Annotated in this window: 20 protein-coding genes; 14 read left to right on the forward strand and 6 right to left on the reverse strand. The window is 74.0% G+C overall.

The genetic code is table 11. From position 1 onward, the window contains the following. The 3 genes from FH715_RS16785 to FH715_RS16795 all read right to left on the reverse strand — a co-directional run bounded on the left by FH715_RS16785 (window position 1) and on the right by FH715_RS16795 (window position 3069). Complete coding sequence (locus FH715_RS16785; RefSeq protein ID WP_139646099.1) at window positions 1-1179, reverse strand: lactonase family protein; 1179 nt, start codon at window positions 1177-1179, stop codon at window positions 1-3. Window positions 1180-1295: 116 nt separating this feature from the next. Next, window positions 1296-2327 carry a methylmalonyl Co-A mutase-associated GTPase MeaB gene (gene meaB / locus FH715_RS16790; RefSeq protein WP_139646100.1) on the reverse strand — a complete coding sequence of 344 codons (1032 nt, stop codon included), beginning with the start codon at window positions 2325-2327 and terminating at the stop codon, window positions 1296-1298. A gap of 67 nt (window positions 2328-2394) precedes the next feature. Then, window positions 2395-3069 carry a TetR/AcrR family transcriptional regulator gene (locus tag FH715_RS16795; protein WP_139646101.1) on the reverse strand — a complete coding sequence of 225 codons (675 nt, stop codon included), beginning with the start codon at window positions 3067-3069 and terminating at the stop codon, window positions 2395-2397. Between the two features lie 235 nt (window positions 3070-3304). Here FH715_RS16795 and FH715_RS16800 point away from each other — a divergent pair, with 235 nt between their 5' ends. Continuing rightward, complete coding sequence (locus FH715_RS16800) at window positions 3305-5599, forward strand: exo-beta-d-1,3/1,6-glucosidase (protein WP_139646102.1); 2295 nt, start codon at window positions 3305-3307, stop codon at window positions 5597-5599. A gap of 35 nt (window positions 5600-5634) precedes the next feature. On the opposite strand, the gene FH715_RS16805 is transcribed toward FH715_RS16800, so the two are convergent. Then, a complete protein-coding gene (locus FH715_RS16805; RefSeq protein WP_139646103.1) occupies window positions 5635-6366 on the reverse strand; it encodes a TetR/AcrR family transcriptional regulator in 732 nt (243 codons plus the stop codon). Between the two features lie 49 nt (window positions 6367-6415). Here FH715_RS16805 and FH715_RS16810 point away from each other — a divergent pair, with 49 nt between their 5' ends. Further along, window positions 6416-7375: an alpha/beta fold hydrolase gene (locus FH715_RS16810; RefSeq protein ID WP_139646104.1), complete on the forward strand. Its 960-nt coding sequence runs from the start codon at window positions 6416-6418 to the stop codon at window positions 7373-7375. On the opposite strand, the gene FH715_RS16815 is transcribed toward FH715_RS16810, so the two are convergent. After that, window positions 7372-8709 carry a family 43 glycosylhydrolase gene (locus FH715_RS16815; RefSeq protein ID WP_139646105.1) on the reverse strand — a complete coding sequence of 446 codons (1338 nt, stop codon included), beginning with the start codon at window positions 8707-8709 and terminating at the stop codon, window positions 7372-7374. The genes FH715_RS16810 and FH715_RS16815 overlap by 4 nt on opposite strands. 79 nt (window positions 8710-8788) lie before the next feature. Beyond that, window positions 8789-9733, reverse strand: coding sequence for a quinone oxidoreductase family protein (locus FH715_RS16820; RefSeq protein WP_139646107.1), 945 nt, complete (start codon window positions 9731-9733; stop codon window positions 8789-8791). Window positions 9734-9868: 135 nt separating this feature from the next. Here FH715_RS16820 and FH715_RS16825 point away from each other — a divergent pair, with 135 nt between their 5' ends. The 12 genes from FH715_RS16825 (at window position 9869) to FH715_RS16875 (ending at window position 22069) form a co-directional block, all read left to right on the forward strand. After that, on the forward strand, window positions 9869-10672 hold the full coding sequence (locus tag FH715_RS16825) for a DeoR/GlpR family DNA-binding transcription regulator (protein WP_211367686.1): 804 nt from the start codon (window positions 9869-9871) through the stop codon (window positions 10670-10672). Window positions 10673-10924: 252 nt separating this feature from the next. Next, complete coding sequence (locus tag FH715_RS16830) at window positions 10925-12391, forward strand: FGGY-family carbohydrate kinase (RefSeq protein WP_246108797.1); 1467 nt, start codon at window positions 10925-10927, stop codon at window positions 12389-12391. Next, window positions 12384-13862: an FGGY-family carbohydrate kinase gene (locus tag FH715_RS16835; RefSeq protein WP_139646111.1), complete on the forward strand. Its 1479-nt coding sequence runs from the start codon at window positions 12384-12386 to the stop codon at window positions 13860-13862. The genes FH715_RS16830 and FH715_RS16835 overlap by 8 nt, the downstream gene beginning before the upstream one ends. A 53-nt stretch (window positions 13863-13915) precedes the next feature. Next, window positions 13916-14989, forward strand: coding sequence for a 2-hydroxyacid dehydrogenase (locus tag FH715_RS16840; protein WP_246108798.1), 1074 nt, complete (start codon window positions 13916-13918; stop codon window positions 14987-14989). Continuing rightward, entirely contained in the window at window positions 14986-15612 is a 627-nt protein-coding gene (locus FH715_RS16845; protein WP_139646115.1) for a histidine phosphatase family protein, read from the forward strand. The genes FH715_RS16840 and FH715_RS16845 overlap by 4 nt, the downstream gene beginning before the upstream one ends. Window positions 15613-15633: 21 nt before the next feature. Then, a complete protein-coding gene (locus FH715_RS16850; protein ID WP_246108799.1) occupies window positions 15634-16707 on the forward strand; it encodes an ABC transporter substrate-binding protein in 1074 nt (357 codons plus the stop codon). A gap of 1 nt (window position 16708) precedes the next feature. Then, window positions 16709-17521, forward strand: a complete 813-nt coding sequence (locus FH715_RS16855) for an ATP-binding cassette domain-containing protein (protein WP_139646117.1) — start codon at window positions 16709-16711, stop codon at window positions 17519-17521. Beyond that, on the forward strand, window positions 17521-18777 hold the full coding sequence (locus tag FH715_RS16860; RefSeq protein ID WP_139646119.1) for a sugar ABC transporter permease: 1257 nt from the start codon (window positions 17521-17523) through the stop codon (window positions 18775-18777). The genes FH715_RS16855 and FH715_RS16860 overlap by 1 nt, the downstream gene beginning before the upstream one ends. A gap of 373 nt (window positions 18778-19150) precedes the next feature. Then, a complete protein-coding gene (locus FH715_RS16865; protein WP_211367687.1) occupies window positions 19151-19813 on the forward strand; it encodes a LysE family translocator in 663 nt (220 codons plus the stop codon). Between the two features lie 83 nt (window positions 19814-19896). Further along, entirely contained in the window at window positions 19897-20484 is a 588-nt protein-coding gene (locus FH715_RS28280; RefSeq protein ID WP_170184750.1) for a type 2 periplasmic-binding domain-containing protein, read from the forward strand. After that, the gene (locus tag FH715_RS28285) at window positions 20481-20903 is read left to right on the forward strand and encodes a DUF2000 family protein (RefSeq protein ID WP_170184751.1); all 423 of its coding nucleotides are present in this window, start codon (window positions 20481-20483) and stop codon (window positions 20901-20903) included. The genes FH715_RS28280 and FH715_RS28285 overlap by 4 nt, the downstream gene beginning before the upstream one ends. 71 nt (window positions 20904-20974) lie before the next feature. Beyond that, a complete protein-coding gene (locus FH715_RS16875; RefSeq protein WP_139646122.1) occupies window positions 20975-22069 on the forward strand; it encodes a histidinol-phosphate transaminase in 1095 nt (364 codons plus the stop codon). Window positions 22070-22180: the final 111 nt, after the last annotated feature.

The raw sequence follows: 22180 nt of genomic DNA on the forward strand, positions 1-22180 counted from the left end.
TCAGCCCAGCACGGAAACGGCCGGCAGGACGCACTCCACGCCCGGCAGCGACAGCGGCTCTCCCACCGGGGTCAACTCGCCGCTCTCCGCGTCCCTGGCGAAGACGACGACGCTGCCCGCCGTCTGGTTGGCGACGAACAGGTGCCCGTCGCCCTCGCCCAGGCTGATGTGACGCGGCGTCGCCCCGCCGCTGTCGACGTGCCCGACCAGCCGGGGCGCGGCCTGGTCGTCCCCGGCCACGGAGAAGATCGCGACGCTGTCGTCGCCCCGGTTGGAGGCGTAGACGAAGCGGCCGTCGGCGGTGACGACGATCTCGGCGGCGGTGTTCCCGGCCGGGTCGGCGCCCTCCGGCAGCAGCGAGACCACCGTGCCGGGCGTCAGCTCCCCGGTCTCCGCCGCGTAGGCGCAGACGGTGAGCGTGGAGTCCAACTCGCCGAGCACGTAGGCGGTCCCGCCGTCCGGGTGGAGCGCCAGATGGCGGGGCCCCGAGCCCGGCGGCATCGACGACCTGTGCTCCTCGGTCAGCTCGCCCCGCTCGGCGTCGAAGGCGTAGGCGTACACCGAGTCGTTGCCCAGGTCGACGGCGAGCAGCCGCGCGCCGCCCTGGTCGGTGAGCACCATGTGCGCGTGCGGGCCGTCCTGCCGGTCGGGGTCGGGGCCCGAGCCGGTGTGCTGGACGACCTGGGTCACCGCTTCGGGGGTGCCGTCCTCCCGCAGTGCGACGACGGCCACGGTCCCGTCGTTGTAGTTGGCCGAGAAGACATGGCCGCCGTCCGGGTGGACCGCCACGTGGCACGGGCCCGCGCCCAGGCCCCCGGCGGAGCCCAGCGGCGCCGTCACCGATCCCTCGGCGTCGAGCGCGAACGCGTCCACCCGGCCGCCGTCCTGGTCGATCACGGAGTACAGCACCTCGGCGGAGGGGGAGAGCGCCAGGAACGACGAACGGCTCTCCGCCACCGTCGCGTCCAGCGTCAGCGCGCCCGTCGCGGGGTCGGCGGTGGCCACCCCGATCTCGTGCAGCGTCGAACCGAGGTAGCAGCGTGCCGGGTTGGCGCGCGCCGCCGGTGCGGCCCGGGTGGCCGAGGTGGCCGAGGCCGCCGAGGCGGCCAACGGCCAGGCGCCGGCCGCCGCCGCGAACAGCGTCAGCGCGGTGCGTCGGGTAACCGGTGGTGGGGGCATCGGTCAACTCCCTCGTCGTGACGGATGGTTCGGAAGGTGCAGAGCACAGCATCCTGCCAACTGCCGCGTCGGGGAAGAGAGTTGACGTTTGAGGACGTTTTCCGGAAACGGCCGGATCAGCCGCGCGGCTCCGGGGACGTCCTCTCCACGCCCGTCTCCGCCCCGGTGAACGCGGCCACCAGGCGCCGCGCCGCGAGCGCCGCGGTCAGCGAGCCGTCCCGCACCTCGGCCTCCACCCGCGGTGCCAGCTCGCGCACCGCCGGATGCCCGTGCAGCCGGGAGAGCACCGCGTCCGTCACCATGGACCAGGTCCAGCGCACCAGTTGGTCGTCGCGGCGCCGCTTCAGCCGGCCGGAGGCCTCCAGCGTGCCGCGGTGGCGCCGCACCCGTTCCCACACCTCGTCCAGCCCGGACTCCTCGCGCGCGCTGCACGTGAGCACCGGGGGCGTCCAGTCGGGGTCGACGGGCTGCATCATCCGCAGCGCGCCGCGCAGTTCACGCGCCGCGCCGCGCGCCTCCCGCTCGTGCGGGCCGTCGGCCTTGTTGACGGCGATCACGTCGGCCAGCTCCAGCACCCCCTTCTTGATGCCCTGGAGCTGGTCCCCGGTCCTGGCCAGCGCCAGGACCAGGAAGGTGTCCACCATGTCGGCGACCGTGGTCTCCGACTGGCCCACGCCGACCGTCTCGATCAGCACCACGTCGTGGCCGGCCGCCTCCATCACCACCACGGCCTCCCGGGTGGCCTTGGCCACCCCGCCGAGCGTGCCCGCGCTGGGGGAGGGGCGCACGAACGCCCGCTCGTCGGTGGCCAGCCGCTCCATCCGGGTCTTGTCGCCGAGGATGGAACCACCGGTCCTGGTCGACGACGGGTCGACGGCCAGCACCGCGACCCGGTGCCCGGTGGAGGTCAGCAACGAGCCGAACGCGTCGATGAACGTCGACTTGCCGACCCCGGGAACGCCGGTGATCCCGATCCTGTGCGAGCGCCCCGCGTGCGGCAGCAGCCGCAACAGCACTTCCTGCGCGCGCTGTTGGTGGTCGGCCCTGCGGGACTCCAGCAGGGTGACGGTCCGGGCGATCCAGGCGCGCGAGCCCTCCCGCACGCCCCGGACGTAGTCGTCGGGCTCGGGCGGCGCCGGCGGGCTCACGACGAGCGACCCGTCGAGGCGGACACGGGGGGAGCGTCGATGCGGACGGCCATGCGCGCATGGTAGATCATGCCGCCGACCCGGTCCCCGGAACGCCGGCCCCCGGGCACCCCGGACCCGGCGCGCCAGCGCCGCCCGGCGTCAGCAGCGACTCCAGCAGGCCCAGGGTCTCCTCCACGTCGACCGCCGGATCGAGCAACCACTGGGCCTGGAGCCCGTCCGAGGCCGCGATGGCCAGCGCCGCCACGGCCGCCGGCGCCACGTCGCCCCGGATCTCCCCGCGCGCCTGCCCGGCGGCCACGCGCGCGGCGAGCGTCGCGCGCAGCCCGGCGAAGCGGGCCGCGAAGAACTCCCGCGACTCCTCGTGGTCGTCGTCCAACGCGTGGGCCAGCAGCGTCGAGTACAGCTGCACCAGCCCCGGCACCCGGCGGTTGCGGCGGGCCGCGTGCGTCATCATCCCCACCGCCGAGCCGCCCGGCGCCTCGGGGTCCCGCTCGGAGGAACGCTCCTCGGCGTACCGGTAGACCTCAAGCAGCAGCTCCTCGCGCGAGGAGAAGTAGTGCCGCAGCGCCGCGTGCGAGACGCCGAGCGCGTCGCCGATCGCGCGCAGCGAGGTGCCCTCGGAGCCGCGCTCGGCGAAGACCTCGATCGCCCGGTCCAGGATCTCCCTGCGCCGCTCGACTCCCTTGGCGTAGGGGCCGCGGCGCGGCGCTGGGTCGGCGGGCGCGGGGGGCTTCGTCATGGGGGGCACAGTAGTACCGGAAGGAGTCCCGGAACCAGCAAAACCTCCATCCGGAGGTTTTCAGTGCTAGCGTCGTCGCAGCGCCTCACCAGCGCGGTTGTCCGCACCGCTCGCCCCGGGGGTCACGGCCACCCCCGTGCACAACGCCGCGCGCGGCGCCCGCACGACGGGGTGCGGGCCCGGGGCGCGGGCTCCGAAGCGCACCCCGCCCGCGACACCTCGGGAAAGGATCCCCGTGAACTCCCCTGCGCCCTACCGCGACCCCGCGTTGCCCGTCGCCGAGCGCGTCGACGACCTGATCGGTCGGATGACCCTGCCGGAGAAGGTCGGGCAGATGCTCCAGCTGTCCGGCATGGAAGGCGTCGAGCACCTGGTGCGCGACCTGCACGTGGGCTCCATTCTGCACACCCCGCCGGAACGCGTCGTCGAGGCCAACGCGTTGGCCGCCCGCACCCGGCTCGGCATCCCGCTGCTGGTCGCCGAGGACTGCATCCACGGGCACTCGTTCTGGAAGGGCGCCACCATCTACCCCACGCAGCTGGGGATGGCGGCGAGTTGGGACCCGGCGCTGATCGAGCGGGTCGCGCGCGCGACCGCCGTGGAGACGGCGGCCACCGGCATCCACTGGACGTTCTCACCGGTGCTCTGCGTCACCAGGGACCTGCGTTGGGGCCGGGTCTCCGAGACCTTCGGCGAGGACCCGTTCCTCATCGGCGAGTTCGCCTCCGCGATGGTCCGCGGCTACCAGGGCGAGGGGCTGACGGACCCCACCGCGATCCTGGCCACCGCCAAGCACTTCGCCGGCTACTCCGAGACCCAGGGCGGGCGGGACGCCAGCGAGGCGGACCTCAGCAGACGGAAGTTGCGCTCCTGGTTCCTGCCGCCCTTCGAGCGGGTCGCGCGCGAGGGCTGCCGCACGTTCATGCTGGGCTACCAGTCCATCGACGGCGTGCCGATCACCATCAACGACTGGCTGCTCAACGAGGTGCTGCGCGGCGAGTGGGGCTACACCGGCACCCTCGTCACCGACTGGGACAACGTCGGCCGGATGGTGTGGGAGCAGCTGATCTGCGCCGACCACACCGAGGCGGCGGCCAAGGCGGTGCGCGCGGGGAACGACATGGTGATGACCACCGCGCAGTTCCACGAGGGCGCGCTGCGCGCGGTGGCCGAGGGCACGCTGGCGGAGGCGGACATCGACGCCGCCGTGCGCCGCGTCCTCACCCTCAAGTTCGAGCTGGGGCTCTTCGAGAACCCGCGCCACCCCGACCCCGAGCGCCAGGCCGCCGTCATCGGCTCCGCCGCCCACGCCGAGCTGAACCTGGAGATCGCCCGCCGCTCCCTGGTGCTGCTGCGCAACGACGGGACGCTGCCGCTGGACGGCGGCTTCGCCGCCGACGGGGACGGCCGCGCCGTGGCCCCGGCCGGCGCCGCGCCCCGCACCGTCGCGGTGATCGGGCCCAACGCCGACGACCCGCACACCCAGCTCGGCGACTGGGCCGGCGCCTCGGGCCAGATCGACTGGCTGATGCCGGACGGCCATCCGCGCGAGATGACGCAGACCGTGCTCGACGGCTTCCGCGCCGTGGCGCCCGAGGGCTGGACCGTCACCCACGCCAGGGGCGCCGACATCCTGACCGTCGGGCGCGACCCCGAGGGCGCGTTCTTCCCCGACGGGCAGCCGCGCCCCGACGTGGTGCTGCCCGCCGAGCCCGACGAGGCGCTGATCGCCGAGGCGGTCGCCGCCGCCGAGGCGGCCGACCACGTGGTGGCCGTCGTCGGCGACCGGATCGAGCTGGTCGGCGAGAGCCGCTCCACCGCGACGCTCGAACTGGTCGGCGGCCAGGTCGCGTTGCTGGACGCGCTGGCCGCCACCGGCAAGCCGCTGGTGGTGGTGCTGCTCAGCTCCAAGCCGCTGGTGCTGCCGCCCTCCGCGCTGAACGCCGCCGCCGTGGTCTACGCGGCCAACCCGGGGATGCGCGGCGGGCGCGCGCTGGCCGAGACGCTGCTGGGGCTCGTCGAGCCCAGCGGCCGGCTGCCCGTCTCGTTCGCCCGGCACGTGGGGCAGCAGCCCACCTACTACAACCAGCTGCGCGGCCAGCACGGCACCCGCTACGCCGACCTCACCCAGAGCCCGGCCTTCGCCTTCGGCGAGGGGCTGAGCTACACCACCGTCGAGTACCGGGACCTGGAGGTGCTCACCCCGGTCCTGGAGGCCGAGGACACCGTGCGGGCCCGGGTGACCCTGACCAACACCGGTGACCGGCCGGCGCTGGAGACCGTGCAGCTGTATGTGAGCGACACGGTGACCTCGGTGACCTGGGCGGCCAAGGAGCTGAAGGGCTACCGCCAACTCCGCCTGGAGCCCGGCGAGTCGACCACCGTCGCGCTCGAACTCCCGGCCGCCGACTGCACCCTGGTCGACGCCGCGGGCAACCGGATCGTCGAGCCCGGCGCGTTCGAGCTGCTGGTCGGCCCCTCCTCCCGCGACGAGACGCTGCTGCGCGCCGGCTTCACGGTCAAGGGCTGAACGCGGCGCCCACGCCCCGGCCGGGGCGTGGGCGCTCAGCGGGTGTCGGACAGCAGGCCGCCGATCACCCGGCGCATCGTCCGTTCGAACAGCTCCTCCGTGGTCTCCCGCGGGCTCACGTCGGCGTCGTCGGCGAGCGCGGCGGCGAGGTGCGGATGGTTTCCCGCGGTGGCGGCGCGGACCAGGTAGCCCGCCCGTGCCGCCCGCCGGTCATCGCCCCCGTCGCCGTCCCGTGGCTCCACCCGCGCGAACTGTGCGACCAGGGCGTTCACCAGCGCCACGGCCTCTGTCTTGGCGCGCCCCGGCAGCTCCACGTCCGCCATCGCCCGTATCGCGTACTCCAGGTAGTCCAGCCCTCTGGGCCCCAGCCGCAGCGGCTCCGGCGGGACGTCGGAGAGCCAGGGGTGGCGCAGATGGACGGCCCTCGTCCTGAGCGCCAGGGCCGTGAGGTCGGCGACGGGGTCGCCGCCGAGCGGGGCGTCGAGGTCGATCTCGCCCGTCACCGCGTCCGTCATCAGGTCGAGCAGGTCCTCGCGGCCGGCGACATAGCGGTAGAGAGACGCCGGCCCCGTGCCCAGTGCCGTGGCCAGCCGGCGCATCGACAGCGCGGCGAGGCCGTCCCGGTCCGCGAGCGTGACGGCGACGGCGGCCAGCTCCGCCCTGCTGTGCACGGCGGCGGGTCCCCGTGCGCCGCGCTCCGGCCGTTCCCAGACGACCACGTGTTCCTCGTCCACCGCTCCACCCGTCGCTCGGTTCCTCCACAGCATCGCCTACCCTAGAAACTGCGAACATCGATCGCAGTTATGGGAGGTCTTCATGTCCACAACCCCGACGGGTCCCTGGGGCCCGGTGCGCTGGGCCGAGAACGGCGCGGTGCGGCTCGCTTTCGACGCGCTGACCGAGGGAGCGGAAAGCGAGCCGCTGCTGTTGGCGACCGGCCTGGGCGCCAACCGGCACTGGGTCCCCGACGGCCTCTGCCGGATGCTGGCGGCCGAGGGCTTCGCCGTGGCCCGCTACGACCAGCGCGACGGCGGCGAGTCGACCCATCTGCCGCCCACCGCCGCGCGCGGCCCGATCTCCGCGCTCCTGCGCGGACGCGGCGAGGCGTACACGGCGGAGGACATGACCGACGACGCCGTCGCCGTCCTGGATGCCCTGGGGTGGCGTTCGGCCCATCTGCTGGGCGTCTCGCTCGGCGGGGCGGTCGTCCAGCGGGTGGCGCTCCGGCACCCCGACCGGGTGCGGACGCTCACCACCATGGCGGCCGTCCCCGGAGACGTCGCCGGCCTGCGGGCCGCGCGCTACATCCGGAAGCGGACCCTGGCCCGCTTCGCCCGGCTGAGGTTCCCCGACACCAGGGAGGGAGCCGTCGAGGCCGGCGTCGCGGTCTCCCGGCTCCTCGCCTCCCCGCACCGGCCCTTCGACGAGCGGGCCGCGCGCGAGGCGGCGGAGCGCAACGCCGACAGCGGGGTCCACGACCAGCAGGCGCAGAGCCGGCAGATCGGCGCCCAGTGGCACGGCCCGGCGATCGGAGCCGTCGACCTGCCCACGCTGGTGCTGCACGGGGCGGACGACCCGCTGATCAAGCCGAGGGCGGCGAAGGAGATCGCCTCCCGGATCCCGCACGCGCGTCTCGTCCTGCTGCCCGGGGTCGGGCACGACCTTCCCGAGCCGTCCTGGGCGCGCGTCACCGCCGAGGTCCGCGGGCTGGCGGACGGCTGGCGCCCGGCCGGGGGCCGGGGCCCCCGGCAGGACGTCAGCGACACCGGGCTCTAGGAGACCTCGACGTAGTCCAACTCGGCCCAGCGGCTGAGGTGTCCGAGGCGGACGGTGTTGGCGCCCGCGTTCAGTTCGACGTCGACGGCGACCTCCGTCCAGTTCTCCCAGCCCCGGTCCGGGTAGGTCACCGCGCCGGCGTCGGCGCCGTTGACCGCGAGGGTGTGCTGGGCCTCGCCGTAGCCGGCCGCGTAGCCGATGTGCAGGGTGTGGGTGCCGGCGCTCGCGGCGAAGACGCGGAGGTCGACCGCGCTGTCGGCGTGGTCGATGCCGGCGGCGACCGCGCCCTGGGAGGCGCCGGGCGTCTCGCGCACGCCGGCGTTGGTCAGCGTCCCGCGCTCCGCCTCGTGGCGGACGCGGCTGCCGCGCACCACCGGGTAGTCGTTGTCCCAGCCCAGGGCGGCCACGTACAGACCGCGCCCGCCTGCCGGAAGGGCGCCGTGGAAGAAGATCCGGCCGTCGCCGATGTCCGCGCCGCCCGGGCCGGAGACCGCGCCGTCCAGGCTGCCCGTGGTCATCAGCGGGCGGTAGGCGCGGGTGTAGGGGCCGGTGAGGGAGGACGAGACGGCGTAGCTGGTCTGGTAGTTGGGCGTGGAGTACACGCCGGCCGAGTAGAACAGCACGTACTGCGAGGCGCGCTTGACCAGCACCGGCGCCTCGATCACGCCGTCCTCCGAGGGGAGGTCGTTGCGCAGCAGTTCGGTGCGGGAGCCGACGAAGGTGAGGCCGTCGGCCTCGACGCGCTGGAGCCAGATGATGGTCGGCTGGCCGATCGCGTTGCCGTCGTTCTTGTACAGCAGATAGCGGGTGCCGTCCTCGTCGACGAAGCTCGACGGGTCGATGTCGCCGCCCTCGCCCGCGTCGCACACCAGCGGACGGTCGGAGGTCGCGGTGAACGGCCCCTCGGGGCTGTCGGCGAGCGCGGCGCCCAGGCACATCCGTCCCGACGCGGTGTCGGGGCCGGTGAAGTACATCAGATAGCGGCCGTCGGCCCGTTGCGAGACATCCGGCGCCCAGAAGCCGCCGGACCCGGTCCACGCGGGCTTCTCCGGCAGCACGTCGCCGCGTATCGTCCACGGCCCGTCGGGACCGGGGGCGGTCGCGTGCGGCACCCGGCCGTGGCGTGAACTGGTCGAGTAGGCGTGGTAGGTGTCGCCGACCTGGATGACGTCGGGGTCGGGGAAGTCGTCGTCGATGGCGAGGCGTGGGGCGACGGCGGCGGCCGAAACCTCCTCGTCGGGCGCGGTGGTCGAGGTCCCGGCGGCGGGGGAGGACGACAGCAGCGCGCCGAGCGCCGCCACCACCCCCACGTACGCGAGTCTCCGGTGTCGCATGGGCTGACCCTTCGGCTGGGAAATGGTCTACGCCGGTAAGTCATAGCCGAATTCGCGCCACCCCCACAGGGGTCGGGCGTCACCGCGACGGATCGAGAGCCAACTTGCCGAGGTGGGTGCGGGCCGTCAGCGCCCGGTGCGCTGCCGGTGCCTCGCCCAGCGGGTAGACCCCGCCGTTCATCGGGCGCAGGGTGCCCCGGCGGATCGCGTCGTAGAGCGCGGCCATGCTGGTCGGCAGGGCCGCGCCGGCCTCCCTCAGATGCGGCAGCCAGAACGTGGAGACCGTGACCGAACGCTCCATCAGCGCCCGCGTCGGCAGGTCCGTCGGCGCCCCGCCCACGCAGCCGTAGATCACCAGCCGGCCGCGCGGCGCCAGCGCGGCGATGGTTTCGTGCAGCACGGCGCCGCCCGTCATCTCCAGCGCCACCTCCACCGGGCCGCCCGCCGTCTCGCGCACCCGCTCGGCCAGGCCGTCGGGCGCCGAGTCCACCGCGATCTCGGCCCCCAGGGCGAGTGCCAGCTGGCGCCGCTCCTCGGTGCTGCCCAGCGCGACGACGCGGGCGCCCGCCTCCGCCGCCAGCTGCACCGCCATCGAGCCCAGCGCGCCGGCCGCCGCCGGCACCAACACCCGCTGCCCCGGCCGGATCCTGGCCACGGTGAAGAGCAGATGCCAGGCCGCCTGGCCCTGGAGCGGCAGCGGCATCGCCTCGTCGTCGCCGATGTCCTCCGGCACCTCCCAGGCCATCCGCCGGTCGACCACCGCCCGTTCCGCGTAGCCGCCGGCCAGGGTGAGCCCGACGACCCGGCGCCCGTCGGCCGTCCTGCCGACCACCTCGGCGCCCGGGACGTGCGGCAACTCCACGGGGGCCCACGAGGAGTTGGTGCGGGCGTGCACGTCCGTCCAGTTCACCCCCGCGCGGACGACGTCGATCAGCAGCTCCTCGGGGCCGGGGCTGGGCTCGGGCACCCGGACGACCCGCAGCACCTCGGGGCCCCCGAACCTCTCCATGACCACCGCGCGCATGACGCCCCCTCACAATCCGTCCGAACGGTGCCGATCGACACCATGGCGGACACTGTAAGTCATGGCGGTGTCACTCATGGTGTTCAACGGCTGGTGGCGGCCGGTGCGTTCCTGCCCGCGTGCGATGCTGGGGAGGTGGTCAACGATCCCTTCGCCGCCGAGGGTGCCCGTCGCAACCCCGAGCTGCGGCGGGTGGCGATGCGGCGGCGGGTCGCGGAGGCCGGGTTCGTCCGGGTGGACGAGTTGGCCAGGGAGTTCGCCGTCAGCATCATGACCGTCCACCGCGACCTGGACGAGCTGGAGAGGCGCGGCTTCCTCCACAAGGTGCGCGGCGGGGCGACCAGCGCGCCGACCACCACCTTCCACGGCGACCTGGAACACCGGATGCAGGCCCAGGTCGAGGCCAAGTCGGCCATCGCGCATGAGGTGTTGGCCACGGAGGTCGAGTCCGGGCAGGTCGTCGCCCTGGACGACTCCACCACCTCGCTGGTGCTGGCCAGACTCCTTCCCGCACGCGCGCCGCTGACCGTGGTCACCCACTTCCTGCCGGTCGTGCGGGCGTTGGCCGCCCAGCCCGGGATCGAGCTGATCGGCCTGGGCGGGCGCTACGACGCCTCCTACGACTCGTTCCTGGGGCGGGCCACGGCCGAGGCCGCCTCGGAGCTGCGGCCCGACGTGCTCTTCCTCTCCACCACCGCGGTCGCCGACGGCTTCTGCTATCTCCAGTCGCTCGGCACGGTGATCACCCGCCGGGCGCTGCTGGCCTCGGCGGCGCGCACGGTCGCGATGATCGACCACACCAAGTTCGAACGCCGCGCCCAGCACCGGCTCGTCGGCATAGCCGACCTGGACCGGGTCGTCGTCGACGACGGCACCCCCGCGCTGACGGTCCGGGGGCTGCGGGCGCGCGGCGCCCGCGTCGACGTCGTGCGCGGCTGACTCCCCGCCGCGAAACCCCTCACTGCTAAGTCATGTGAAGTTAATTCGGTTGGCCCATCGGGGTAGATCTCCCACCACGCCGTCCCACCTGGACGTTCATCATTCGGGCGATGACGTGCCATCAAGATCGATGTGAAAAGTTGCGAAATCTTGGAGGCCCTGCCTGTAATACGCCTCACTTCGGGCTCGGCCAGGACGATCACCAGGAAGGGGTACCCGACGGTGACATGGGACGGACCGGTCGCTGTGTGCGTGGACGCCGGCACCACCGTGATCAAGGCGGTGGTCTTCGACTCCGAGGGAAGGGAACGCGTGGTGACCCGGCGCGACACCGCCGTTCACCATCCGCGCGGGAACCGCGCCGAACAGGACATGGACGAGGTCTGGGACGCGGTCGTCGCCACCGTCCGGGAGGCCGTCGCCCGCGCCGGCCGGCCCGTGCGGTTCCTGGCGCTGACCGCGCAGGGCGACGGGGCCTGGCTGGTCGGCCCCGACCACCGCCCGGTCCGCCCCGCCGTGCTGTGGAACGACGGCCGCGCCGCCGACATCGTCCGCCGCTGGGCCGAGGACGGCGTGCTGGAACGCGCGTTCCGCGTCAACGCCTCGCTGACCAACGCCGGGCTGCCCAACGCCGTGCTGCGCCACCTCGCCGAGGAGGAGCCCGAGACGCTGGACGCCGCGCACTCCGTGCTCACCTGTGGCGGCTGGCTCTTCCTCCGGCTGACCGGCGTCCTGGGACTGGAGCCGTCCGAGGCGTCCGCCCCCTGGCTCGACATCCGCGCCGGCGCCTACACGGACACCCTGCTCGACGCCTACGGGCTGACCGAACACCGCCGGCTGCTGCCCCCGTTGCTCACCGGCGAACGGCAGATCGCCGAGCTGACCGGCGAGGCCGCCGAGGCACTGGGCCTGCCGCCCACCACCCCCGTCGTCCTCGCCCCCTACGACATCGTCTCCACCGCCCTCGGCGTCGGCACCACCGAACCCGGCCGGGCGACCTGCGTGCTGGGCACCACCCTGTGCACCGAGACGCTGGTCGACGCGCCCGACACCGACGGCCAACCCGGCGGCCTCACCCTTGACTTCGGCGTCCCCGGCCGGCTGATGCGGGCCTTCCCCACGCTCGCCGGCACCGGCGTACTCGACTGGCTCGTCGCGCTGCTCGGCCTGCACGACCACACCGAGCTGACCGCGCTCGCCGCCCGCGCGGCGCCCGGCGCCGAGGGGCTGCGGGTGCTGCCCTACCTCTCGCCGGCGGGGGAGCGCGCCCCGTTCCTCGACCCCGCCGCCAGCGGGCTGGTCACCGGCGCGCTCCTGTCCCACGGCCGCGAACACCTCGCCAGAGCCGTGCTGGAGGGGCTCGCCCACGTCATCAGGGACTGCCTGGACGCCGCCCCCGGGCGCCCGGTCGAACTGGGCCTGTGCGGCGGCGGCGCCGCCAGCGACCTGTGGTGCCAGCTGATCGCCGACATCACCGGCGTGCCGGCCGTCCGCACCGAGGACACCCAGGTCGGCGCCAAGGGCGCGCTGCTCTTCGCCGGCACCGCCCTCGGCGACCACCCCGACCTGACCGCCGCCGCCCGCGCCCTCGTCCGGCCCAGCGCCCGGTGCGAACCCGACCCGGACATGAGGGCGTTCCACGACGCGGAGCACGCCGAGTTCCTCGCCACCAGAGCGCTGGCGGCCACCCGCTGGGCGGGATGGCGGGACCATGGCTGAGCCCGCATGGATCGGCGTCGACGTCGGCACCCAGAGCGTCCGCGCCCTGGCCGTCGACGGCACGGGCCACCAACTCGCCGTCGCCACCCGCCCGTTGACCAGCCACCGGGACGGCGTCCGACACGAACAGGACCCGGCCGACTGGCGGCGGCTGGCCTTCGAGACGCTGGCCGAGGTCACCGAGGCGCTGGCCGGCCGCCCCGTCGGCGCGCTCGCCGTCTGCGCCACCTCCGGCACCGTCCTGCTCACCGACCCCGACGGCACCCCGCGCACCCCCGGCGTCATGTACGACGACACCCGCGCCGCCGCGCTCGCCGCCACCGCCCAGGAGGCCGGCGCCGACCTCTGGGCCGCCCTCGGCTACCGGATGCAGCCGGCCTGGGCGCTGCCCAAGCTGCTGTGGTGGCGCGACCTCGGCCTGCTCGACGGCGAGGCGCGCCTCGCCCACCAGCCGGACGTGGTCACCGCCGCCCTCGTGGGCCACCCCGTGGCCAGCGACACCAGCCACGCCCTGAAGACCGGCTACGACCTGCTCGCCCTGCGCTGGCCGGAGAAGACGCTGCGCCGGCTGCGCGTCGACCCCGCCGCGCTGCCCGAGGTCGTCCGCCCCGGCACCGTCCTCGGCACCGTCGACCCGGCCGCCGCCCGCGCCACGGGGCTGCCCGCCGGCACCCCCGTGGTCGCCGGGATGACCGACTCCTGCGCCGCCCAACTCTCCGCCGGCGCCCTGGACATCGGCCAGTGGAACGCCGTGCTCGGTACCACCCTCGCGCTCAAGGGCGTCCAGGCCCGACTGCCAGCCGACCCCACCGGCGCCGTCTACTCCCATCGCGCCCCGCGGGGCGACCTGTGGCTGCCCGGCGGGGCCTCCTCCACCGGCGCCGCCGCCGTGCGCCACCTCTTCCCCGACGCCGACCAGCCGGCGCTCGCCGCGCTGACCGCCTCCGCCGCCCGCGTCGAGACCGTTCCGGTCTGCTATCCGCTGGTGGGGCGGGGCGAACGGTTCCCGTTCGTCGCCCCCGACGCGGAGGGCTTCCTCGGGGAAGGACCGCTGGCCGTGGGCGAGGACCAGGGGACCGCGTTCGCCGCCGTCCTCACCGGCGTCGCCCACGTCGAACGGCTCTCCTTCGCGCTGCTGGCCGCCGCCGGCTGCGCCGTCGAAGGGCCCGTCGCCTTCACCGGAGGCGCCGCGCGCAACGACTGGTGGAACCAGCTCCGCTGCGACATGCTCGGCCTCCCCGTCCGGCTCCCCGAGAACCCCGAACCCGCCCTGGGCATGGCCGTGTTGGCCGCCGGCTCCGTCAGCGGCGACCTCGGCGCCGCCGCCCGCCGACTGGTCCGCGTCCGCCGCACGCTGACCCCCGACCCCGCCCGCACCGCGTCCCTGCTCCCCGGCTACCGCGCCTTTCTGGAAGCCATCGCCGCACGCGGCTGGCTCGACCCCCGCCTCGCCGAGGAACGCCCCCGATGACCACCACCCCACCCACCGCGCCCCCCGACGGGCCGAAAGGAGACGGACCCACCGTGAGCCACCCCCGCGACGAGGCCGCAGGCCGACCGGTCCCCGTCCTGCTCGCCGGCGACGACTTCGTGCTCAACAGCCTGCTCGTCGAGGCACTGCACGCCCAGAGCGGCCCCTCTGCCTGGGACGTGCGCACCCTCGAACTCCCGTGGCCGCACGTGCCGTTCGGGCCCGTCGCCGAGGTCGACGAGGCGTCGGGGAGCGAGCAGGAGATGATCGAGGCGCTGGCCGGCGCGCGGGTCTGCCTCACCCAGATGGCGCCGCTGACCGCACGGGTGCTGGACGCCTGCCCCGACCTCGAACTGTTCGCCGTCTCCCGGGGCGGCCCCGTCAACGCCGACCTCGCCGCCGCCACCGCCCGCGGGGTGCGCGTCACGTTCGCCCCCGGCCGCAACGCCGAGTCCACCGCCGAGCACACCCTCGCCCTGATGCTGGCCGCGATGCGCCGCCTCCCGCACGCCCAGGACAGCATGCGGGCCGGTCGCTGGGACAGCGGGTTCTACGCCTACGACGCCACCGGGCTGGAGATCGCGGGCTCCGTCGTCGGCCTGGTCGGCTGCGGCGCGGTCGGCGCGCGCGTCGCCAGGGCGCTGCACGCGCTGGGCGCCGAGGTGCTGGTCGCCGACCCCTACACCGACCCGGCCACGCTGCCGCCCGGCGCGCGGCTGGTCTCGCTGCCCGAGCTGCTGGCCTCCTCCTCGGTCGTCTCGCTGCACGCCCGACTCACCGAGGAGACCGCCGGGTTGATCGACGCCGCCGCGCTGGCCGCCATGCCGCGCGGCTCCGTGCTGGTCAACTGCGCGCGCGGTGGCCTCCTCGACTACGAGGCGCTGACCGCCGCGCTCGCCGAAGGCCACCTCTTCGCCGCCGGGCTCGACGTCTTCGACGAGGAGCCGCTGGCCGCCGACCACCCGCTGCGCTCGGCGTCCAACGCGGTGCTCAGCCCGCATCTGGCCGGCGCGAGCCGCGCCACCGCCCGCCGCGCCGCCACCATGGTCGCCGCCGAGGCCGGCCGTTGGCTGCGCGGCGACGCGCCGCTGCACTGCGCCAACCCCCAGGTCCTGGAGTCCCGATGAGCACCCCGACCCCCGCGCGGCTGCTGCTCGCCCGGCACGCCGAGACCGTCTGGCACGCCGAGAACCGCTACGCCGGCGCCCGCACCGACCCCGACCTGACCGAAAACGGCCTGCGCCAGGCTGAGGCGCTCGCCCGCGGCGCCGTCGCCGCCGGCGTCGACACCGTCGTCAGCTCGCCGTTGGGCCGCGCCGTGCGCACCGCGGCCCCCGCCGCCGAGGCGCTCGGCGTCGAACCGCTGCGCGAACCCGGCCTGCGCGAGGCCGACTTCGGCGAACTGGAGGGACGCACCAGGGCCGAGGCCGACCCCGAGACCGTGCGCCGGTTCGTCGCCGACCCGGTCGCCCACCCGTTCCCCGGCGCCGAACCGCCGGACGAGGTCGCCGCCCGGGTGAGCGCCGCGCTCACCGCGATCGGCGCGCGCCACCCCGGGCGCACCGTGCTGGTCGTCGCGCACAGCACCTCGCTCCGCCTGGGGCTGTGCGCGCTGCTGGGACTGCCCCACGCCCACTACCGGCGGCTCTTCCCCCGGGTGGAGAACGTCGCGGTCACCGAGATCCGGCTGCCCGACGACCCCGCCCACCCGGCCGCCCTGCTGTCGCTGAACCGCCCCCTGCAAGCCTGACCCGCCCGAAGGGAAAGCACCGTGAGCCGACGCACCCTCGCACTCGCCCTGACCCTCGCCCTCGCCGCCTCGGCGTCCGCCTGCGCCTCGGAGGAGGAGACCTCCGACGGCGAAGGCGGCGGGGACAGCGCCACCATCGCCTTCCTCATGCCGGACATCGCCTCGCCACGCTACGAACTGTGGGACGCCCCGCTCTTCGAGGCGAAGATCGAGGAGCTGTGCGCGGACTGCTCGGTCATCTACCAGAACGCCAACGCCGACGCCTCCCGCCAGCAGGAGCAGGCCAACTCCGCGCTGGCGCAGGGCGCCGACGTGCTGGTCATCGACCCGGTCGACTCCGACGCCGCCGCCAGCGTCGTCAACGCCTCCCGTTCCCAGGGCGTCCCCGTCATCGCCTACGACCGGCCGATATCCAGCACCCCGGCCGACTACTACATATCCTTCGACAACGAGGCGATCGGCGAGTCCATCGGCCAGTCCCTCGTCGACCATCTCGACGAGACCGGAGCCGAGGGCGGAATCCTCCAGGTCAACGGCTCGCCCACGGACGCCGCCGCCGGGCTGATCAAGCAGGGCATCCACCAGGCGGTCGACGACAGCGGCTACGAACTGCTCGCCGAGTTCGACACCCCGGGCTGGCAGCCGTCCGACGCGCAGGACTGGGTCGCCGGCCAGATCAACCGCTTCGACGACGACATCGCGGGCGTCGTCGCCGCCAACGACGGCACCGGGGGCGGCGCGATCGCCGCGTTCCAGGCCGCCGGCGTCCCGATCCCGCCGGTCACCGGCAACGACTTCGAGGTGGCCGCCGCCCAACGCATCGTCGCCGGGCAGCAGTACAACACCATCTCCAAGCCCATCGAGATCGTCGCCGAGGCCGCGGCCGAGGTCTCCTACCGCTTCGCCCAGGGCGAGACCCCCGAGGGCGAGCTGGAACTCTTCGACACCCCGGCCCAGCTCTTCGAGCCGACCGTCGTCACCCTGGACAACCTCCCCGAGGTGCTGGCCGAGTCCGACCAGGTCGACGCGGCCGACGTCTGCACCCCCGAGTACGCCGACGCCTGCGCCGAGGCCGGCATCGAGTGGGAGGGGTGAGATGAACGACCCGGTCAAGGACCAGGCCGCGGTCCCCGAAGGGCGGCCCATCCTGTCGCTGCGCGGCGTCAGCAAGAACTTCGGCGCGGTCGCCGCGCTCACCGAGGTGGACCTCGACGTCGCACCCGGCGAGGTGGTGGCGGTCGTCGGCGACAACGGCGCCGGCAAGTCCACGCTGGTCAAGGTGCTCGCCGGCGTCCACCGCCCGGACGCCGGCACCCTCACCTTCGCCGACCGCGAGGTGACCGTCACCAGCCCGGCCGACGCGCACGCCCTCGGCATCGCCACCGTCTTCCAGGACCTGGCGCTCTGCGAGAACCTCAACGTGGTCCAGAACCTCTTCCTCGGCCGCGAGTTGCGCCGCGCCCGGCTGGACGAGGTCACCATGGAGATCAGGTCGTGGGAGCTGCTGCGCCAGCTGTCGGCGAAGATCCCCACCGTCCGGGTGCCCGTCGCCTCCCTCTCCGGCGGCCAGCGCCAGACGGTCGCGATCGCCCGCACGCTGCTGGGCGACCCCCGGGTGATCGTGCTCGACGAACCGACGGCCGCGCTGGGGGTGGCGCAGACCGCCGAGGTGCTGAACCTGATCGAACGCCTCAGGGAACGCGGTCTGGGCGTGATCATGATCAGCCACAACATGGAGGACGTCCGGGCCGTCGCCGACCGCGTCGTGGTGCTGCGCCTGGGCCGCAACAACGGCGTCTTCGACGCCGAGGCGCCCACCGAGGAGATCGTCGCCGCGATGATCGGCGCCAGCGACAACGTGGTCTCCCGCCGCGCGGGGCGCGCCCGTTCCGTGAAGGGAGAAGCCTGATGGCCGATGTCAGGGCGGCCGAGACGCCGGCCCCGCTCGACCTGCTGGACGAACGACTGCGACGCGGCGACGGCTGGAGGGCCGTGGCCGGCGGGCTCTGGCAGCGCGTGCGCTCCGGCGACCTCGGGGCGCTGCCGATCGTCCTCGGACTGGTCGTCATCTGGACCGTCTTCCAGTCGCTGAACTCCGTCTTCCTCTCCAGCGCCAACCTGGTCAACCTGCTGATGGAGTCCGCCTCCGTCGGCATCATCGCGCTCGGCGTGGTCTGTGTGCTGCTCGTCGGGCAGATCGACCTGTCGGTCGGCTCCGTCAGCGGGCTCTCGGCCGCGCTGACCGCCGTCACCTTCGTCACCCACGGCTGGCCGTTGCTCCTGTCCATGGCCGCCGCGCTCGGCGCGGGCGCGCTGGTCGGCGTGGTCTACGCGCAGATGGTGACCCGGCTCGGCGTGCCCAGCTTCGTCGCCACCCTCGCCGGCCTGCTCAGCTTTCTCGGCATCCAGCTGTGGCTGCTCGGCGACACCGGGGCGATCAACCTGCCCTTCGAGTCCGACCTGGTGCACTTCGCCCAACTCGCCTTCCTCCCCGAGTGGTTGTCCTATGTGCTGGTGGTGGTGGCCGCGGGCTGGCTCTTCGCCACCGGCTACGGACTGGCCAGGACCCGCCGCGCCGCCGGGCTCTCGGCCCGTTCCACGTCCCTGCTGGTGGCCCGCAGCACCGCCGTGCTCCTCGGGCTCGGCTTCGCCGTCTGGTACCTCAACCGGGCGCGCGGGGTCGGCTGGCTCTTCGTCAGCTTCGTGGCCCTCGTGCTGGTGCTGCACTACGCGCTGACCAGGACCGGCTGGGGGCGTTCGGTCTTCGCCGTCGGGGGCAACGCGGAGGCCGCCAGGCGCGCGGGCATCAACGTGCGCCGGGTCTACACCTCGGTCTTCGTGCTGTGTTCGACGCTGGCCGCCCTCGGCGGCATGATCGCGGCGGCCCGCCTCGCCGCCGCCAACCAGGCCACCGGGGCGGGGGACGTCAACCTCAACGCCATCGCGGCGGCTGTCATCGGCGGCACGAGCCTCTTCGGCGGCCGGGGGAGCGCGTTCTCCGCGCTGCTCGGGATCCTGGTGATCCAGTCCATCTCCAACGGGCTGACGCTGCTGGACCTGGACTCCTCCTTCCGGTTCATCATCACCGGCCTCGTCCTGGCCCTCGCCGTCACCCTCGACTCCGTGGCCCGCCGCTCCCGCGTCGCCCACGGCCGCGCGGCATAGGCCCGCCGGGGGACGCCGCGTTGGGGGCACTGGCCTCCGGACGCGGCGTCCCCCGGCGTTCCCGGCGTTGACCGCGTCGCCCGCCAACGCGGCGCGGACGAAGGCGATGTGGCGGGGCGTCGCCGCATTGTGTGCCCGGCCCTCGCTCTTTCCTTCGCCTTTCTTTGTCTTTCTTCGACTTTTCGGCGCGTCCCCGTGGAGCGGAAAGGCTTCACCCGTTCGGGTAATTGTCGCGATATGCGGCGCCCTCTACGGTTTGGGGGAGAAGGGTGGGCTGCCGTGAGGCTCGGGGTGGGGTGCTTTTCGTTCCCGTGCACGTGTGGGCCGGTCCGCCGCGGTAGCCCAAAGGGGGGCGCAGTGATTCGAATGGGCTGTGGCATTGCCGGAACAACTGATCCCGTTTCTGTTCGTCGTGATCGTGCTGACGATCATTCCCGGTCCGGATACCGCGCTCGGGCTGCGTAACAGCCTGCGGGGCGGCAGTTCGGCCATGTGGTGGACCGGGCTGGGGGTGTGCAGCGGGCTGCTGGTGCACGCCACCGTCTCGACGCTCGGGCTCTCCGCCGTGTTCGCCGCCTCAGCGACCGCCTACGCGGGGCTGAAGCTGGCCGGCGCGCTCTATCTGCTGTGGCTCGGCGCCGGCACCCTGTGGGGTGTCTGGCGGCGGCGGAGGCGGCGCTCGTTCCCCGAGGCCGCCGAGCCGTTGACCTCGGTCGGTACGGTCCGGGCGCCGCTCACCCGGGCCGTCGCCTTCCGGCAGGGCGTGCTCAACGACCTGCTGAACCCGAAGATCGCCGTCCTCTTCCTGACCCTCCTCCCGCAGTTCATCGGCCCCGAGGAGCCGCGCGTGCGCACCTCGTTCGTGCTCACGTTCGCCTTCGTCGCGGTGGCGCTGGTCTGGTGGCGGCTGACCTCCTCGCTGGTCGGGCTGCTGCACGGCTGGCTGACCCGGCCCCGGGTGCGCACCCGGCTGGAGTGCGTCACCGGCGGCGTGCTGCTTGCCCTGGGAATCAGGGTCGCGTGCGAGGCGCCCTGAGCGCACGGGACCCCTTTCGTTCCGCCTTTCGCTCTCCCCCGTGTCGTCTTTCCTCTCGAAACCGTCAGGAGAACTGAGAAACGATGACCGAGACAGCGGTGCGTGCGGCCTATCACACGAGGCTTCTGCCGCGTTATCGATATCGGTCGGTCGCGACACTGGCCGACGAGCCGGACGGGCTGACGTGCAGCGTCGCCGTCGGCACCGAGTACTTCGCCGGGCTGGCCGAGCGGCTCTCCGGCTATCCCTCCTTCGAACTCGCCGCAGACAGCGTGAGGGAGGGGCGCGAGGACGCGTTGCTGGTCCCCGGCGCCTATGCCGAGGTGCGCGGGTTCTTCTTCGACCCGGAGCTGGTCGCGGTCGGCGCGTTCCTCAGCCGACTGCCCGACATGGTCCTGGTGGCCTCCGACGGCGGCAGGGCCGACTCCTACCGCAGGCTGTGCCACCAGCCGGCGACGCTCCGGCTCCTCGACCAGATCGACAAGTCCTTCGACGAGGTCCTCCCGGCGACGTCCAACACGACGGCCGTGCGCGATATCGTCCAGGGCCGTCCCGACACGCTCGCGGTGACCAACAGGCTGGTCGCCGAGCACCACGGGCTCGACGTGATCCAGGTTCTCGCGCGCGGGACGCCCATGGCCTTCATCGTCTTCGAGAGGAAACCCGAGTGACCCCGCAGGACACCGGACTTCGCACGGCCATCGTCCTCGCCAAGCACCTGCCGCCCGGCGTCGTCGCCAACGCCACGGCCGTGATCATGGGCCATCTCGCGACCCGGCGGCCCGCCCTCTACGACGCCGAGCGGCTGGAGGACCAGTCGGGCAACGAGCACGCCACCATCCGCGACAACGTCGTCGTGCTCACCGGGCGGCCCGCCCAGGTGGAGAAGCTCGCCGCCGCGGCCAGGGAGGAGGGGCTGCTCCACGCCGTCTTCTCCGACCGCGGCCGGAGCTGGAGCAACGAGTTCGAGAAGTACCGCGCGGAGGTGGCCGCTTCGGAGGCCGCCCAGTTGGAGATCATCGCCACCGGGGTGACCGGGCCCGACCCGGCCGTCCGCGCGCTGACGAAGAAGTTCAGCTACTACGCCTGAGCACGCCAGGCCGCGCCCCGACCCCTCACCGCCCGACGCGGGCCGGGGCGCGCCGAGCGGAGGGAGCCCCCGTGCCTTCCCCACCACCCACGGTGCGCGAGCACTTCCTGACCCTTCCCGCCTATGTCGCGGGCGAGCCCGCCTCGCTCGCCGTCACGCACAAGCTCTCCTCCAACGAGAACCCGGAGCCGCCGCTGCCGGCCGTCGGCGCCGCGCTCGCCGAGGCCGCCGGCCGGATCAACCGCTATCCCGACCTGGGAAACTCCGCGCTGGTCGACGCGTTGGCCCGCCGACTGCCGGCGCCGCGCGAGCGGTTGTTCGTCAGCCCTGGCGCGACCCCGCTCCTGGACCAGCTGGTGCGGCTCACCACCGCGCCCGACGAGGAGGTCGTGACGGGCTGGCCCTCCTTCGAGGGCTACCCGCTGGCGATCCGCGCCAACGGCGCCCGCCCCGTCACCGTGCCGCTGCGCCGGGCCGCCCTCGACCTGCCGGCGATGGCGGCGGCGATCACGCCGCGCACGCGGCTGGTTTTCGTGTGCTCACCCAACAACCCGACCGGCACGACCGTCACCCACGACCAGCTGGCCGCGTTTCTTGAGCGGGTCCCCGAGCGGGTGCACGTCGTGCTGGACGAGGCGTATGTCGAGTACGTCGACGATCCGGCGGCGCCCCGTTCCGTGGAACTCGTCGCACAGCACCCGCGGTTGACCGTCGTTCGGACGTTCTCCAAGGCGCACGGGCTCGCCGGGCTGCGGGTCGGCTACGCCCTGACGCATCCGACGATGGTCGACGCCCTGACCAGGCTGCGTCCCGCGTTCGGCGTGACCGCGCTCGCCGAGGCGGCGGCGGTGGTCTCCCTGCGGGCCGAGCGGGAGCTGGCCGACCGCGTGGCGCGCGCCCGCTGCGAACGGGACAGGCTCGTCGCCGGGCTGCGGGCGGCGGGCTGGCCGGTCCCGCCCAGCCAGGCCAACTTCGTCTGGCTGCCGCCCGGCCCCCGCACCCGCGAGCTGGCCGCGCGGCTGCGCGCCAACGGCCTGACGACGCGCCTGCTGGGCGAGGACGGCCTGCGGATCTCCCTGGGCACACCGGGGATCAACGACCTGGTCCTGCACACCGCGACGGAGGACGTCCCGGCGGGGCCGGTGCGTGGGGGAACGCCCGTCTGAGGGCGCGGAGACGACACGGAGCGAGGCGGAGTACTCCGCCCGTCCACTGGCCGAACGACGCCGTTGCGCACGGGCGTTGACGCGTCACGGCGCGCTGGCGCCGGAGGAGTG

Source organism: Streptomyces sedi (assembly GCF_006335015.1).
In the GTDB taxonomy this organism is placed as follows: Bacteria; Actinomycetota; Actinomycetes; order Streptomycetales; family Streptomycetaceae; genus Streptomyces; species Streptomyces sedi.